Origin of the sequence: Pseudomonas sp. NPDC096950, assembly GCF_044762525.1 — a bacterium.
Lineage (GTDB): Bacteria > Pseudomonadota > Gammaproteobacteria > Pseudomonadales > Pseudomonadaceae > Aquipseudomonas.
Window position 1 is genome coordinate 102,299 of sequence record NZ_JBIWEL010000004.1, and the last position, 17,794, is coordinate 120,092.

At 62.4% G+C, this 17,794-nt stretch carries 5 protein-coding genes; all 5 read left to right on the forward strand.

Features of this window, described 5'->3' with window-relative positions; translation table 11 throughout:
* Nucleotide 1 precedes the first annotated feature (1 nt).
* The 5 genes from ACIQY3_RS09380 (at nt 2) to ACIQY3_RS09400 (ending at nt 17,791) form a co-directional block, all read left to right on the forward strand.
* Complete coding sequence (locus ACIQY3_RS09380) at nt 2-13,567, forward strand: amino acid adenylation domain-containing protein (RefSeq protein ID WP_403018810.1); 13,566 nt, start codon at nt 2-4, stop codon at nt 13,565-13,567.
* A 411-nt stretch (nt 13,568-13,978) separates the two neighbouring features.
* On the forward strand, nt 13,979-14,809 hold the full coding sequence (locus tag ACIQY3_RS09385; RefSeq protein ID WP_403018812.1) for a helix-turn-helix transcriptional regulator: 831 nt from the start codon (nt 13,979-13,981) through the stop codon (nt 14,807-14,809).
* Between the two features lie 60 nt (nt 14,810-14,869).
* Entirely contained in the window at nt 14,870-16,288 is a 1,419-nt protein-coding gene (gene adeC / locus ACIQY3_RS09390) for an AdeC/AdeK/OprM family multidrug efflux complex outer membrane factor (RefSeq protein WP_403018814.1), read from the forward strand.
* Nucleotides 16,289-16,299: 11 nt separating this feature from the next.
* A complete protein-coding gene (locus ACIQY3_RS09395; RefSeq protein WP_054049663.1) occupies nt 16,300-16,485 on the forward strand; it encodes a hypothetical protein in 186 nt (61 codons plus the stop codon).
* A gap of 37 nt (nt 16,486-16,522) precedes the next feature.
* On the forward strand, nt 16,523-17,791 hold the full coding sequence (locus tag ACIQY3_RS09400) for a glycosyltransferase (RefSeq protein ID WP_403018817.1): 1,269 nt from the start codon (nt 16,523-16,525) through the stop codon (nt 17,789-17,791).
* The last annotated feature ends 3 nt before the right edge of the window (nt 17,792-17,794 follow it).

The following is a 17,794-nucleotide window of genomic DNA, read 5'->3' on the forward strand; positions in this document are numbered from 1 at the left end:
ATTGAACAGCCAAAACGATAGTCTGGAACAGCTCAAACGTGCCGCGCTGCTGCGTCTTCTCCAGCAACGCGGTGCGGCAAGGGTCGCCGAAACGCCGGACACGATCAGCCTCGCCGACCGCGCCGCGCCATTGGCCCTGTCTTTCTCGCAGCAACGCTTGTGGTTCCTCGATCAACTCGATCCGACCGCCAGCACTGCCTATCACATCCCGGCGGCGCTAAGCCTGCGTGGCTCGCTGGACATCGTCGCGCTCAAGGCGTCTCTGGACCGCCTCGTCGCCCGGCATGAAAGCCTGCGCACCACGTTTGAACGGGTGGGCGATGAGCCGGTGCAGGTGATTGCCAGCCCGGAGTGTGGTTTTAGCCTGATCGAAGAAGACCTGCGCGCCCTGTCCGCCGAAGAAGCCGCCCGCAGCGCCGAACGCATCAGCGATGCAGAAGCTGCTGCGCCGTTCGATCTACTGAACGGCCCGCTGATTCGCGGTCGCCTGCTGCGCCTGGCCGATGATGAATACCGTTTGCTGATCACCCAGCACCACATCATCTCCGATGGCTGGTCCATCGACGTGCTGGTCAAGGAGTTTGCCGCGCTGTACCAGGCCTTCGCCCGCCAGCAACCGGACCCGCTGCCGCCCCTTTCCATCCAATACGCCGACTATGCGGCATGGCAACGCCGTCACCTCGACGGCGAGCGGTTGGCGAAGAACATCGAATACTGGCGCAGTCACCTGGCGGGCGCGCCGGCCTTGCTCACGGTGCCCACCGACCGTCCGCGCCCGGCGGTGCAGGATTATCGCGGTGCGACCCTGAGTTTCGATCTGCCTGCAGAGCTGTCCAACGCCATCACCCGTTTCGCCCAATCCCGTGCGGCGACGCCGTTCATGACCTTGATGGCTGCGTGGGCCGTGCTGTTGGTGCGCATCAGCGGCCAGCAGGATCTGGTGATCGGCACCGTCGCGGCCAATCGTGACCGGCAGGACGTGCAGTCGCTGATCGGCTTCTTCGTCAACACCCTGGCGTTGCGGATCAGGTTGCACGCCAACCCGACCCTCGACGAGGCGTTGCTGCAAGTCCGCACGCTGATGCTGGAATCGTCGGTCTATCAGGACACCCCGTTCGAGCAAGTGGTCGAAGCGCTCAAGCCACCGCGCAGCACCCGGCACAGCCCGGTGTTCCAGACCATGCTCTACACCAACGCCGGCAATGACGCTGAAACCCTCAGCCTGTCGGGCCTGACCCTGGAATTCCTGCCGTCGCGCAAGGACCAGACGCAACACGATTTGTCGCTGCACATCGATGACTCCGGCGACTGCCTGTCGTGCAGCTTGTCGTATTCGACGGCGCTGTTTGATGCGGCCACGATTGAGCGTATCGCCCAGCGTTTCGAGCGGGTGTTGAGCTACTTCACCGACGCGCCGCAAACCCGCATCGGCGCCCTCGACCTCGACCCCGGACTGAACCTGCCGGCGGTGCAGCCGCAACCCGAAGAACCACGCACGCCGTTGTCGTTCCACCAGGAGCGCATCTGGTTCGTCGATACCTTCGAATCCGGCTATCTGTACGACGCCAATCCGATCTATCACAACATTCCGCTGCTGCTGGAGCTGCGTGGCGCAATCAATCAACCGGCGCTGCAAAGCGCCCTCGACGGATTGCTGGCCCGGCATGACATCCTGCGTTGCCGGGTGGTGTCCGATGGTGCCAGTGCCTGGCAGCGTTTCGACGGCGAGGCGGTGTTACCACTGACGGTGGTGCAAGCCCTGCCGGAACAAATCGCCGCGCGGGCACTGGAATCCACGCGCCAACCGTTGCAAATGGATGGCGGCAGCCTGGTGCGAGCCACGTTGGTACACAGCGACGACCACGACGCCGTGCTCGCGATTGCCGTTCACCACTTGCTGGCCGACCGTGCGTCGATGCAAGTGATCCGCCGCGATCTGCTGGAACTGTATGCCGCCGCCTGCGCCGACCGCCCTGCCCGATTGCCGGCACTGACGGTGCACTACCGCGACTTCGCCGTTTGGCAGCGCCAGTTTCCAGCTGCCGTCAACGAAACCCTGCGTTCATTCTGGGCCTATCAATTGCGCGGCAAGTTGCAAGCGATGGAGCTGCCGCTGAACCGTCCGCGTAACGCGGTGCACACCTACGCCGAGGCGACGCACCCGTTCCTGATCGACACCAAACTGGTCAATCGCCTGAACACTGCCGCCGAACTGGCTGGCGTCGGCGCCAATACCCTGGCCCTCAGCGCCTTCACCGCGCTGTTGCGCCGCTATGCCGGGCACGACGAACTGGTGATCGGCACCACCGCCACTTGCCGCGAAGACCTGGCAGTCAAAGAACTGGTCGGACCGATCGGCAACTTGTCGGTGCTGCGCAACACCTGCGATAACCACACGACGTTGCAGGCCTTGCTTGAACAGGTCGCCAGCACCCAGGCCCAAGCCCTGCGCCATCGCTACATGCCGTTCGACCAACTGGTACTGGCGCTGAATCCTGACAAGGACATGAGCCGCACCGCGCTGTTCGATGTGTTGTTCAACTTCGAACAAGCCGCCAAGGCCTCGGAAATCGTCGCCGGCCTGACGGTCCAGACGCTGGAAACCAACCTGGGCTATGGCAAGAATGACCTGCATCTGTTGGTCGAGGCCGGTGAACAGCAATGGATGGGTCGCTTGACTTACAACGCGCAGATGTTCGATGAAGACTTCATCGAGCAAATGATGCGGCACTACGTGCGCCTGCTCGAAGCCTTCGCCGATGACTCAGCACAACGGGTCGATGAGGTGCCGCTGCTCGATGCTCGCGAACAGCAACACCAGGCCCTGGACTGGAACGACACGGAAGCCGCTTACCCGGAAGAAACCACCCTGCATCAAATGTTCGAAGAGCAGGCCCGGCGCACGCCGCAAAGCATCGCGGTGAGCATGGGCACGCAAAGCCTGACCTACCGCGCACTCAACGAACTGTCGAACCAACTGGCCCGCCGGTTGCGCGCCGCCGGTGTGGTGCCGCAAGACCTCGTTGCAATCCTGCTGGAACGCTCGCTGGACATGATCGTCGCCACCCTCGCCGTGCTCAAATCCGGCGCGGCATATGTGCCCATCGATCCAACATCGCCGTCGGACCGCATCGCGTATGTGCTGCAGGACAGCGGCGCGCGCAAGGCGATTGCCCTGGCAGACATGGCCGTCGAACTGGGCGAACTGGGCATCGAAGTGTTCGATCCCAAACCCCTGAGCACCCAGACTTCGCCTGAAGTGCAGCGCGCTTCGGTGAACCTGTCGAACGTCAATGCGCCGGATCATCTGTGCTACGTGATCTACACCTCGGGCTCCACCGGGCAGCCGAAAGGCGCGTTGCTGGAACACCGCAATGTCATCCGCCTGCTGCACAACAGCCGCACACCGTTCCATTTCGACGCCGATGATGTCTGGTCGCTGTTCCATTCCAACGCGTTCGACTTTTCGGTCTGGGAGATGTTTGGCGCGCTGCTGCATGGCGCCCGCCTGAGCCTGGTGCCCGAAGCCCTGCGCCGGGATCCGCAGGACTTCCTCGCGTTTATCGAAAGCGACGGCATCACCGTTCTCAACCAGACGCCGTCGGCGTTCCATCAATTGAGCGGCGTCGCGACGTCCCGCCCGGAGGTCACCCTGGCGAAGCTGCGCTACGTGATTCTCGGCGGCGAAAGCCTCGAACCGGCCCGCCTCGATGCTTTCCATCGCGCCTTCCCGCATGTCGCGTTGATCAATATGTACGGCATCACCGAAACCTGCGTCCACGTGACCTACAAACACCTCGAAGCGGCGGATATCGCCGAGGGCATTTCCAATGTCGGGCGGCCGATCCCGACCACCGTGACTTACATCATGGACGCGCAACAGCGCCTGATGCCGGTCGGGGTGCCTGGGGAAATCTGCGTCGGTGGCCAGGGGGTCGGCCGCGGTTACCTGAACCGTCCCGAACTCACCGCTGAACGCTTTATCGTCGATCCCTTCCGCCCCCGCGAGCGGCTGTATCGCTCCGGCGACCTGGGCAAGTTGCTCGGCAATGGCGAAATCGTGCACCTGGGGCGGATGGATGCTCAGGTCAAGATTCGTGGTTTCCGCATCGAACTGGGGGAAATCGAAGCGAAACTCCAGGCCTGCGAGGGCGTGTTTGAAGTCCGCGTGCTGGCCAGCGATGACAAAACCGGCAGCAAACGCCTGATCGCCTACCTGATTCCGCAACCCGGCGTAGTGCTGGAAATCGCCGCGCTGCGCCTGCAACTCGGCGCGACCCTGCCGGATTACATGATCCCCAGCGCCTTCGTCAGCCTGACGGCCTATCCACTGACCGCCAACGGCAAACTGGATCAGAACGCGTTGCCGGAACCGGATCTGGACGCCATGTCCGAGCGCAGCTACGAAGCGCCGGAAGGCCCAACCGAGCAGGCTCTGGCGCTGATCTTCCAGGAGTTGTTGGGCCTGGAGCGGGTCGGTCGTCACGACGGCTTCTTTGAATTGGGCGGGCATTCGCTGCTGGCGGCGCAATTGGTTTCTCGGGTTCGCCAAACCCTGGGCGGCGAATTGAAGCTGCGGGAATTGTTCAGCCATCCAACGGTGGCGGAACTGGCGAAAAGCGTTGGCAACCTTGAGTCAGTCCTGCCCGACGCAATCACCGTCGTCGACCGCGATGCGCCATTGGTGCTGTCCTTTTCCCAACAACGGTTGTGGTTCCTCGATCAGCTCGATCCGAATGCGAGCACCGCTTACCACATGCCGGCGTCCCTGTTGCTGCGCGGCGAACTCGACCTGCCCGCGCTCAAGGCTGCGCTCGATCAACTGGTAGCCCGCCATGAAAGCCTGCGCACCACGTTTGAACGGGTGGGCGAGCAGCCGGTGCAGCGCATTGCCGCGCCGGAATCCGGTTTCACCCTCGTAGAGCAGGACTTGCGTACCCTGCCTTACGAAGAAGCCAGTCACACGGCGGCGCGCCTGAGTCACAGCGAAGCCAACGCGCCATTCGATTTGCACAACGGCCCGCTGATTCGCGGTCGCCTGCTGCGCCTGGCCGATGACGAATACATCCTGCTGATCACCCAGCACCACATCATCTCCGATGGCTGGTCGATTGGCGTGCTGGTCAAGGAATTCGCGGCGCTCTACGGCGCGTTCAGCCAACAACAGCCCGACCCGCTGCCGCCCCTGGCGATCCAGTACGCCGACTACGCAGCCTGGCAACGCCGTTGCCTGAGCGGCGACCGCCTGACCCGACAAGTCGAGTTCTGGCGTGAGCACCTCACCGGCGCACCGACCTTGCTGTCCCTGCCCACCGACCGTCCACGCCCGGCGATGCAAAGCTACCGTGGCAGCGATGTGCCGGTGGTGATTGCGCCGCAACTGCGCGAACGCCTGGAACAGTTCTGCCGGGAACACGACGTCACGCTGTTTATGGCCCTGCTGACCGCGTGGTCGGTGGTGCTGGCGCGACTGGGCAACGAGCCCGACGTGGTAATCGGCGTGCCGACCGCCAATCGCGGCAGCACCGAAGTCGAAGCGCTGATCGGTTTCTTCGTCAACACCCTCGCCCTGCGCGTCCGGCTGCAAGACAACCCGACCGTCGCGCAGTTGCTGGCGCAGATCAAGGAAACCACCCTCGCCGCCCACGAACATCAGGACATTCCGTTCGAGCAAGTCATCGACGCCTTGCAGCCGCCTCGTGCGTTGAGCCATAACCCGCTGTGCCAGGTGGCGTTGTCGCTGAACAACACCCCGGACGGCGGCGAATTGGCGTTGCCAGGGCTGACCCTGACCGCTTTGGCGCAAGCCCGGGAAACCTCGCAATTCGACCTGATGCTGACCCTCGCCGATGAGGGTGGCGAGTTGAGCGGTGTGATCGAGTTCGCCACCGACCTGTTCGACCGCGCGACGGTCGAGCGCTTCGCCCAGCACTTCCAGACCCTGCTCGGCGCCATGCTCGACAACGCCGATCAAGCGGTGCGTGCCTTGCCGTTGCTGAGCCCGGCGCAGAGCCAGGCTTCACCGGCGGTGCGTCCACCATTGCAAGTGCGTGCGCCGGGGCTGCTGATTCATCAGCGTTTCGAGCAGTTCGCGGCCACCCACCCCGAAAACGTTGCCCTGGTGTTTGGCGACGTTCACATGAGCTACCGCAAGCTGAACCGCCGAGCCAACCGCATCGCTGCGCAACTGCTGGCGCTGGGGGTGAAAGCCGATGATCGCGTGGCGATTCTCAGCGGTCGCGGGCTGGAAATGGTCTGTGCCGTGCTCGGTGTGCTCAAGGCCGGCGCCGCTTACGTGCCGCTGGACCCGGCCTATCCGGCCGAGCGCCTCAACTATCTGCTGAGCGACAGCGCCCCGGTGGTGTTGCTCGCGCAGCCAGACTGCCTCGACGTGCTGCCGGCCCTGGATATCCGGGTGGTGCTGTTGAATACCGAGAGCGACGAATATTCGCTGTCGGATGCATCGTTCGACATCAATCCTGTGGTCGATACCCTGCCGCAGCATCTGGCTTACGTCATCTATACCTCCGGCTCCACCGGTTTGCCCAAGGGCGTGCTGGTCGAGCATGGCAATGTCGCGCGGCTGTTCGACACCACCCGGGAAATGTTCCGCTTCAATCGCGATGACGTCTGGACGCTGTTCCATTCGTTTGCCTTCGACTTCTCAGTCTGGGAAATCTGGGGCGCGTTGAGTTATGGCGGCAAACTGGTGATCGTGCCGACCGACGTGGCCCGCTCGGCGGATGAGTTCTACGGCCTGGTCTGTCGCCAGAACGTAACGGTGTTGAACCAGACGCCAAGTGCCTTCCGCCAGTTCATCGACGCCAGTGGTCGCAGCAACCAGGTGCATGGGTTGCGCGAGGTGATCTTTGGCGGCGAGGCGCTGGACTTTATCAGCCTGCGTCCATGGATCACCCGCACACCGTTGGCGCAAACGCGACTGGTGAACATGTACGGGATCACCGAAATCACCGTGCACGCCACGTTCCATGCCGTGACGCAGGCCGAGATCGATACCGGCGCACCCAGCCTGATCGGCACCGCGTTGCCGGACCTGTGCCTGCGCATCCTCGATGAATACCAACAACCGGTGCCTGTCGGTGTACACGGCGAGATCTACATTGGCGGCGCCGGCGTGGCGCGCAATTACCTGAACCGTCCGGAACTGAATGCCGAACGGTTTATCGCCGACCCGTACGGGCCGCAGCGTCTCTATCGCACCGGCGACGTCGCGCGTTATCGCGCGGATGGCGGAATCGTCTATATCGGTCGCAACGATTCGCAGATCAAGATCCGTGGCTTTCGCATCGAACTCGGCGAGATCGAAGCGCAACTGCTCGCCTGCCCTGGCGTGCGCGAAGCCGTGGTCACGGTGCGCGAAGACGTGCCCGGCGACAAACGCCTGGTGGCCTACCTGATTGCCGAGGATAACGCCGCGCCGGAATCGGCCACGCTACGCACGCAATTGGCCGATGTGTTGGCCGAACACATGATCCCGAGTGCCTTCGTCACGCTGGACACCTGGCCGCTGACCACCAACGGCAAACTGGATCGCGGCGCCCTGCCCGCGCCGGGCCTGTCCGCGCTGGTGAGCCGTGAATATGAAGCGCCGAAAGGTGCGATTGAAACCGCACTGGCGGCGGCCTGGCAGGAACTGCTCGGGGTTGAACAGGTGGGTCGCGATGACCACTTCTTCGAACTCGGTGGGCATTCGTTCCTGGTCATCAGCCTGATCGAGCGGCTGCGCCAGTCCGGGTTGCTGCTGGATGTGCGCACCGTGTTCTCGGCCCCGACGCTGCGGGCCATGGCGACCGTGCTGGCCGGTGAACGTAGCGCGGCTTTTATCGTGCCGCCGAATCTGATTCCAGCGGATTGCGAGGCTATCGACCCATCGATGCTACCGCTGTTGACCTTGAGCCAAGCGGAAATCGATCAGATCGTTGCCGACGTGCCCGGTGGCGCGAGCAATGTGCAGGACATTTACCCGCTGTCCTCGCTGCAGGAAGGGATTCTGTTCCACCACTTGCTGCTGGCGGAAGGCGATGCGTATCTGATGCGCTCGGTGATCCTGTTTGACCAGCGCAGCCTGCTCGACGACTTCCTCGCCGCAGTTCAAATAGTCATCGACCGCCACGACATCCTGCGCAGTGCCTTGCGCTGGTCCGGCCTGCCGCAACCGGTGCAAATCGTTCATCGGCAAGCGCAACTGCCGGTCATCACGCTGGAAAGCACGGACGGTAAAGACGCGTTGCAGATGCTGCGCGATAAAACCGACACCCATCATCTGCGCCTGGACTTGCAGGTCGCGCCGTTGATCGCGGCGTATGTGACCTATGACCCGGTCCGCGAGCAATGGCTGCTGGCCCTGCTCGACCATCACCTGATCAGCGACAACGTGACCCTGCGCCTGATCATGCTGGAGATCCAAAGCATCCTCGCCGGCCGTGGCGACAGCCTGCCGCCGTCCCAGCCGTATCGCAATTTCATCGCCCAGGCAGCGGCGATTTCCCAGGAGGAACATGAAACCTACTTCCGCCGTTTGCTGGCGGATGTTGACGAAACCACCGCGCCTTACGGGGTGCTGGATGTACGCGGCAATGGCGCCAGTGTGACTCGGGCGATTGAGCACCTGAGTGATGAGGTCAACGCCGCGATTCACCGCACGGCGCGGACCCAAGGGGTGCCGACATCGGTGCTGTTCCATGCCGCATGGGGCCTGGTGGTCGCGGCCACCAGCGGTCGCGACGATGCGATCTTCGGCACGGTGTTGTCGGGGCGTTCCCAAGGCACCACCGGTGCCGATCATGCCTTGGGCATGTTCATCAACACCTTGCCGATGCGCATTCGCCTGCAGGACAGTAGCGTCAGCGCCATCGTGCAGGACGCTTATCAGCAGCTCAGCGAATTGCTGACCCACGAACAAGCGTCATTGGCCCTCGCCCAGCGTTGCAGCGGTGTGGATTCGGCGTTGCCACTGTTCACTGTCATTCTCAACTGCCGCCATGGCGATATGGTCACGGCGGGCGGCGAGAGCGTCGATGAAATGGGCGATTGGGAAGGCATGCGTTTCGAGGAGTCCGAAACGCGGACCAATTACCCGATTGAAATTGCCGTGGCGGCTGAGGAAACCGGGTTCTCGCTGACGGCGCAGTCGATTGCCGGGATTGATCCGCAGCGGATTGCGGCTTACCTGGCGCATGCGGTGACGGCGCTGGTCGAGGCGCTTGAACGTGATCCGTCGCAACGGGCCAACACACTCTATGTGCTGCCGGCGGCTGAGCGTCAGCAACTGCTCAACAGCTTCAATGACACCGCCACCGAGTTCGCCCCGGCCCAGCCGATCCACACGCTATTTGAAGCCCAGGTGCGTGCACGGCCTCAGGCGACTGCGCTGGTTCATGAGGATCAGCAACTCACCTACGTCCAGCTCAACCGCCGGGCCAACCACTTGGCTCGACGCCTGATTGCCCTCGGCCTGCAACCGGATCAGCGTGTGGCGCTGTGTGCCGAGCGCAGTCTGGAGATGATTGTCGGGTTGCTCGGCGTGCTCAAGGCCGGCGGTGCTTATGTGCCGATCGATCCGGCGCATCCGGTTGAACGCATGGCATTCATGCTCAGCGACAGCACGCCGCTAGCAGTGTTGACCCAACAGGCCCTGGCCGCACAATTGCCGGTCGGTGAAACGCCATTGTTGTTGCTGGATGAGCGCGAATCGCTGCTGGCTGCCGATGATCCTGTTTACGATCTCGATCCGGTTATTCCAGGCTTGACCCCGAATCACCTGGCCTACGTGATCTACACCTCCGGCTCTACCGGGCAATCCAAAGGCGTGATGGTCGAGCATCATTCGGTACATAACTTCTGGCAGGTGTTGCAACGCACCACGCACCAGCATTGCCCGGAATATGCCACCGTGGCGCTGAACGCCGGGTTCTACTTCGACATGTCGATCAAGGGCATTTCGCAGCTGTTTTCCGGCCACAAACTGGTGATCATCCCGCAACAGATTCGCGGCAGTGGCAACGAGTTGCTCGATTTCCTCGAACAGCATCGGGTGCACGCCTTCGACTCCACGCCATCGCAACTCGACGGTCTGCTCAATGCCGGTTTGCTGGAACGCAACAGCTATCAACCGGTGAGCGTGTTGCTCGGCGGTGAAGCGATCAATGCGGCGATGTGGAGCAAGTTGCGCGACTGCCAGAGCATCCGCTTCTACAACATGTACGGCCCGACCGAAGCCACGGTGGATGCGACGATCGACCTGATCCGCGACCTCGGCGAAACACCGAGCATTGGCCGGCCCTTCGCCAACGTTCAAGTGCATGTGCTCGACGCTCACGGCCAGCCGACGCCGTTGGGTGTGGCCGGTGAACTGCACATCGGGGGTGCCGGCGTGGCTCGCGGCTACCTCAACCGTCCGGACATGAGCGCCGAGCGCTTTATTGCCGATCCGTTCTCCAGCCTTCCGCAGGCACGTCTCTATAAAACCGGTGACCTTGGCCGCTGGCAGGCCGACGGCACCCTGGAATACCTGGGGCGCAACGACTTCCAGGTGAAGATCCGGGGTTTCCGCATCGAACTGGGCGAGATCGAAAACGCCTTGCTCGCCTGCCCTGGCGTGCGTGAAGCGGCGGTCATCGCCCGGGAGGACAATCCCGAGGACGGCAAGCGCCTGGTCGCCTATCTGTGTGGCGACGCGGTGACCGTTGAACAATTGCGCGCCGAACTGCTGAAAAACCTGCCCGAGTACATGGTGCCGAGTGCCTACGTGCAACTCGACGCCCTGCCCCTCACGTCCAACGGCAAACTCGACCGCCGTGCCCTGCCCGCTCCGGGTCAGGATTCCCTGGCCAGCCGTGCCTATGAAGCGCCGCAAGGTGAAACCGAAATCGCCATCGCCGGCATCTGGGAGAACCTGCTGCACCTGGATCAGGTCGGGCGTCACGACGGTTTCCTTGAACTCGGCGGTCACTCGCTGCTCGCGGTGCAACTGCTGTCGCGACTGCGCCGCAAACTCGGTGCACGACTGACCCTGCGCGAGTTGTTCGACGCCCCGACCGTGCGTGGCCTCGCCGCGCTGGTCAACGCCGCCGTGCCGACCGAAGCGCAACCGATTCCACTGGCCAACCGCAAGGCGCGGCTGCCGCTGTCGTTCTCCCAGCAACGGTTGTGGTTCCTCGACCATCTCGATCACGCGGCGGGCGCGGCTTATCACTTGCCGCTGGCCCTGCGCCTGAACGGCGTGCTGCACACGCCAGCATTGCGCCAGGCCCTGGATCGCCTGGTGGCGCGCCATGAAACCTTGCGCACCACGTTCGAATTGATCGACGGAGAACCGGTGCAGAAGATTGCGCCGGCTGACCAGCGCTTCCAGCTGCTGGAACAGGACCTTCGGGAACTTGACGAAGAACAACGCGGTGCGACACTCGCCAGGTTCGGCGATGCCAACGCGTCCGAGTTGTTCGATTTGAGCAGCGGCCCGCTGGTGCGGGGTCATCTGGTTCGGCTCGACGACGAAGAGCACGTGCTGTTCGTCACCCTGCACCACATCGTCTCGGACGGTTGGTCCAACAGCGTGCTCGCCCATGAACTGACCGTGCTGTACACCGCGTTCGCTCAAGGCTTGAAAGATCCGTTGCCGGCCCTGCCGCTGCAATATGCCGACTACGCGGTGTGGCAACGCCAATGGCTGAACGGCCCGGCGTTGCAGGCGCAGACCGACTTCTGGCGTGCTCACTTGGACGGTGCGCCGAGCCTGTTGAATCTGCCGCTGGATCGTCCGCGCCCGGCAGTTCAAAGCTATGCCGGTGGCATCATTGATTGCGTGTTGCCGCCAGCACTCAGCACCCGATTGCGCGCCTTCAGCCAGGCCCAGGGCTCGACCTTGTTCATGACGTTGCTGGCGGGTTGGTCAACGCTGATGACGCATCTGAGCGGTCAATCGGATGTGGTGGTCGGTACTCCGGTGGCCAACCGGCCACGCACCGAACTGGAAGGCTTGATCGGCTTCTTCGCCAACACCCTGGCGCTGCGCGTGACCACGGAGCCCGAGGCCAGCGTCGGCGATTTGCTGACCCGCATCAAAGGCCTGACCCTGGCGGCTTTCAGCCATCAGGACCTGCCTTTCGAACAGGTTGTGAGCACGTTGCAGCCGACCCGGAGCATGAGCCACAGCCCGTTGTTCCAGGTGATGCTGAGCCTGAACAACACGCCGCCGGCACCGCTGCAATTGCCGAACCTGACGGTGCAATCGGTGGACAGCGCGCACACCACCACGCAGTTCGACTTGTCGCTGTCGCTGATCGATGACGTCGAGACCATCACCGGCAGCCTGCAATACGCCAGTGATCTGTTCGATACCGCCACGGTGGAAAACATCATCGCGCTGTTCGTCCAGGTGCTGGAAACCCTGGTCACTGACGCCCGACAACCGGTGGGCGCACTGCTTGAGGCGCTGCCGGTGCTGGTCCGGTCCGAGTCAGCCCCGCAAGCGCTTGAAGTGCAGGAACTGCCCTTCGAAGCGCCCCAAGGTGACACCGAGTTGGCCATCGCGAAGATCTGGCTGGAGTTGCTGAAACTTGAGCAGGTCAGTCGCCACGACGACTTCTTCAGGCTCGGCGGGATTTCGCTGATGGCGGTGCAGATGACGTCGCGACTGCGCAAAGTGTTGGGCAAACCCATCGCCGTGCGTGACCTGTTTGTCGAACCGACCATCGCCGGGTTCGCCCGCACCCTCGACACGCAATCACGACCGACGTCGCGCAATAACCTGGTGCCGATCCGTCGCGGTGGTTCCCAGCGGCCGCTGTTCCTGGTGCACCCGCTCGGTGGTGAGGTCGGTTATGCCCGGGACCTGGCGCCGAGCCTGGATCCCGAGGTGCCGGTCTACGGCCTCGCTGCCACGGGCTTCGTGGCGGGTGAAGTGCCCCTTAGAACGATCCCGTCCATCGCGGCGCGTTATCTGGCGGCGATTCGCGAGGTACAGGCCCAGGGTCCATACCGGTTCGCGGGTTGGTCGGCTGGCGGCTTGATCGCCTATGAGATGGCCAGTCAGGTCATCGCCAGCGGCGAGCAGGTCGAGTTCATCGGCATCATCGACACCTCCGCCGATGTCGGCGCGGAGGAACGCGAAGTGCTGACGGAAGCGCAGTTCCTGATGTCGTGGCTGCCGGAGGACATGGACGCCGCGTTGTTCGATCAACTGTCGCCGCTGGTGGCGAACGGCGAGATCGAGCCGATGCTTGCACGTTGCACGACCCATGGCTTGCTGCCGGAAGAGTTAAGTCAAGGGATCGACGCCGGGATGTTACGCACTCATCTGGCGGTGGCCTACGCGACGCGGCTGGCCGTGGCTGCCTACGTGAGCCCTGAGTTGCCGGTGACGGTTTCGCTGTTCACGGCGACCCAGCAAGAGCGATCCGACCCGACATTGGGTTGGCGAGCCTTGCAGGGTGAGCGCGTGACGATCAAAGCGCTGCCAGGCACGCACCACACGTTGGTACGCGCGCCGTACGTCAATGCCCTCGGTGAGGCAATTTCCTACGCACTGAAGGGAAAATCCAAATAACAACCCGTTTAAAGCCGACCGTTGGTCGGCTTTGTCCTACAAATTTGTCCTACAACTTACAAATGATGGCCATTTGGACATCATTTATTCCGATGAGCTTGCGTACTTCAAAAAAGGTTCTACCTTTCAAATGCTTATATCGCTGACAAACGCTAGTTTCGAACAAATGTTTCTCTCGGCACGGAGGCCGACTTCTATGCTTATTGACGCCAATTTTGTGACATGCCTGTCCCTGTATCCCCCTACATACACCTATAAACGTGTAGGTTTTAATAATTCACCCACGCTGAATCGATTTAGTCGTGCACTAAATCAATGAAACGCAACGGTGGAAATTTGACATGGGGGCAGGGTTATTTTCGACCGGGCGGTCGGAAACCAGGTCAACCAGCGATTTTGGTATGCAGGCTTATGAATCGAATCAGTAGCGTACGAAATATAGAGAATCCGCATATCTATTTCGAACTAGGGAAACTGATTTCAAGCGTAGGGCATGAACACTTCGTTGCGAATATGCACCAACTGATCGGGACATCAGTGTCCGTCAGCCTGGTCGAACTCAGCGAATGGACAACAGACGACAGCCAGGGAAGCGTCATCGACATCCAATCCCTCGGCACCGCAGGCCTCCCAGAGGACATCGCGTCGCCCTCCCTCCCTTGTTCCATCACCCCCCGGCAGCGAGACGAACACCCACTCATGCAAAGGATTCTTGAAGTGGACGATTCCATCCTGATTCACATGAACGCGCCAATGATGGACGCCAAGGGTTATCAACTCAGCAACGCGACCCATCAATGCAGCCTGGTCTCGGGCAAGGGTAATCGGCGTTGCGTGATCTCGTTGCACCGACCGTTGCTGGACCGTGACTTTTCCCTGAGCGAACTGTCGTTTCTGAAAAACCTTTCAGAGACGCTGTTGCCGCTGGTCGAGCGGCATGCGCGGATCAGTCGTCAGGTCAACGTGCGCAAGACCGGCAGCCCAATGGCGCGACCTGTCGTCGCCTTTGAGCAAACACCCCTGCAACGGGACTTCAACGAACGATTGACCCTGTGTGACGTGGCCTTGTCGGCACGGGAGAAAGAGGTGTGCCTGGGGCTGTTGACCGGCGGCACCGTGCCGGAGATGGCGGAAAAACTCTGCGTCAAGAACAGCTCCGTCGAAACCTACCTCAAGCGGGCTGCGGCCAAGCTTGGCGTGAGCGGTCGACACGGCCTGGCCAAATGGATGATCGGGGCGTAATGCCCCGAACTCTTCTCCGTTAAAGCGAAGCCCCCGACTCCCATACGATGAGGCTGGTCAATGAGCAAGTCCCCGATGTCCCTGGCGGCCGTTGCGTTTGTTCTCGGCGGTTGTTCGTTAATACCGGACTACCAACGGCCAGCCGCACCAGTCGCCCCGCAGTACCCGCAAAGCGCCGCCTACGCGCCGGCCCAGGCCGATGGGAATGCGGCCGAACAAGGCTGGCGCGATCAGTTTCGCGATCCGGCGTTGCAGCAGCTGATCCAGAGTGCCTTGAGCAACAACCGCGACCTGCGGGTGGCGGCGTTGAACGTCGAGGCCTATCGGGCGCAATACCAGATCCAGCGCGCAGACTTGTACCCCGCGGTGTCCGCCAGCGGTTCCGGTACGCGCCAGCGCACGCCGGGCGACCTGTCGCCTACTGGCGAAGCGGTCACCAGCGGTTCCTACTCGGCGGGCCTGGGTATCAGCGCCTATGAACTGGACCTGTTCGGGCGAATCCGCAGCCTGAGTCAGGAAGCCATGCAGGTTTACCTGTCCAGCGAAGAAGCCCGGCGCAGTACGCAATTGAGCCTGGTGGCGAATGTGGCCACGGCTTACCTGACCTGGCGCGCCGACCAGGAATTGTTGGTGCTGACCCAGGACACCCTCAAGTCTTATGAAGAAAGCCTGCGCCTGACCACCCGCAGCAATGCCGTTGGCGTGGCCTCCGCGCTGGACGTCAGCCAGGCCCGGACCACCGTCGAAGGTGCCCGGGCCAATCTGGCGAAGTTTCAACGGCAAGTGGCGCAAGACATGAACGGCCTGACGCTGCTGGTCGGCACCTCTGTGCCGGACAACCTGCCTGGCCTGCCCCTCGCCTCCGAGCTGCTCAGCGAAGTACCGGCCGGGTTGCCATCGGACCTGCTGCAACGGCGTCCCGATATCCTGCAAGCCGAATACCTGCTCAAGTCCGCGAATGCCGACATCGGCGCCGCCCGTGCTGCGTTCTTCCCCAGCATCACCCTGACGGCCAACGCGGGCACCTCCAGCTCGCAACTGTCCGGGCTGTTCAAGGGTGGCTCTGGCAGTTGGCTGTTCCAGCCGCAAATCAATCTGCCGATTTTCAATGCCGGCAGCCTGCGGGCGAGCCTGGATTATTCGAAGATCCAGAAAGACATCCGGGTTTCGCAGTATGAGAAATCAATCCAGGCCGCGTTCCAGGAAGTCTCCGACGGCCTGGCGGCGCGCAAGACCTACAGCGAACAACTGACCGCGCAACGCGACCTCGTCCAGGCGAACCAGGATTACTACCGGTTGGCCGAGCGTCGCTATCGCATCGGTGTCGACAACAACCTGACCTTTCTCGACGCGCAACGCTCCCTGTTCAGTGCCCAGCAAACGCTGATCACCGACCGGCTCGCACAGCTGACCTCTGAGGTCGGGCTGTACAAGGCGCTGGGCGGAGGCTGGGCCGAACGACTGAATGTTGCATTGTGAGGGCAATGAAAATGAACACATTCGAACCGGGTGAATACGTTCGCTTACGCGCGGGCGGCAGGAAAATGATTGTCAAACACCCCTCCTTCACTTCCGACCTGCCGGGCACGCCGCTGGTGCCTTGTGAATACCGGGAGAAAAAACGCACGGTGCTGGGCTTCTATTCGGCGCGCGACCTGATCGCCGCCCCAGCCTAGGCCTCGACCGCCAGATCACTCAACAGGACGGATTCTTATGCATGTGATCATTACGGCCATCGGCTCTGCCGGTGACGTTCATCCTTTTGTCGGTATCGGCCGCGCGCTCGCTGCCCGCGGACACCGGATCACCTTTTGCGCCAGCGCCGCATTCGCGCCGTTGATCGAGCGCTGCGGCTTTACCTTTTTGCCATTGGGTACCGCCGAGGACTATGAAGCGGTCATGGCCGACCCGGCGCTGTGGCGCACGCGAACGTCGCTGCCCACCCTCTGGAAAACCGTTTCCAGCACGCTGCGCGAACAATACCAGTTGCTCGAAGGCGCGTGTGACGACGAGACCGTGATGCTCGGTTCCCTGTGGGCGTTTTCAGCCCGTCTGCTCCAGGAAAAACGCGGTATCCCGCTAATCACCGCGCAGGTCTCGCCGTTCGGTTTCTGGTCCGCCGCTTCGCCCTCGGTGCATCCACCGGGCACCAATCTGCCAGGTTTTGTGCCTACCCCGGTGAAACGCCTGGTGCTGCGTCTGGTAGAGCGGGCCTTTCTCGATGGGCTCATGAAACCGGAACTCAACCGCTTCCGCCGGGAGTTGGGCCTGCCGCCGACCAAGCGGATTATCAGCGAATGGATCTGCTCACCCGACGGGGTGTTGGGCTTGTTCCCGCAGTGGTTCGCCGAGGTGGCATCGGACTGGCCGAGCCACACCGTGTTGACCGGTTTTCCGCTGTTCGACGAATCCGGATTCCAGCCCCCCGACAGCGAACTGGACGACTTCCTCCGCGAAGAATCACCGGTGGTGTTTACGCCCGGCTCGACCCAAGTCAATGGCGAAGAATATTTCGCCGCTGCCGTGGCTGCGCTGAAAGCGGTCAACCGCCGTGGCGTGTTCCTGACCCGACAACCGGTGGACACGGCAATGGCCGCCGCCGGGCAAATCCTGGTGCGCCGCTATGTGCCGATGAGCCGCATCCTGCCCCACACCGCCGCACTGGTGCACCACGGTGGCGTCGGCACCACGGCACTGGCGATGGCTGCCGGCGTACCGCAAGTGGCGACGCCGTTTGCCCATGACCAGTTCGACAACGCGGCGCGCATGGAGCGTCTGGGGTGCGGCGTGAGCTTATCGCCTCCGGCCTCCGGCGAAGCGCTGGCCAAGGCACTGGACAAGGTGTTGACCAGCCCCGAGGTGCTGATCAATTGCGCTCGCTACCGTGCCCTGATTCCCAGCGGCGAAAGCGCCAGTGAAGCGGCCGCACTGCAGGTCGAGGCACTCGCACTCGCTCGAGTGAAGACGTACCGCGTCGCGTAACCG

Bases quoted from the DNA above. Each gene is read 5' to 3' on its own strand.
- ACIQY3_RS09385 (WP_403018812.1), top strand. From the start codon at position 13,979: ATGAATCGAATCAGTAGCGTACGAAATATAGAGAATCCGCATATCTAT.
- adeC (WP_403018814.1), top strand. From the start codon at position 14,870: ATGAGCAAGTCCCCGATGTCCCTGGCGGCCGTTGCGTTTGTTCTCGGC.
- ACIQY3_RS09395 (WP_054049663.1), top strand. From the start codon at position 16,300: ATGAACACATTCGAACCGGGTGAATACGTTCGCTTACGCGCGGGCGGC.
- ACIQY3_RS09400 (WP_403018817.1), top strand. From the start codon at position 16,523: ATGCATGTGATCATTACGGCCATCGGCTCTGCCGGTGACGTTCATCCT.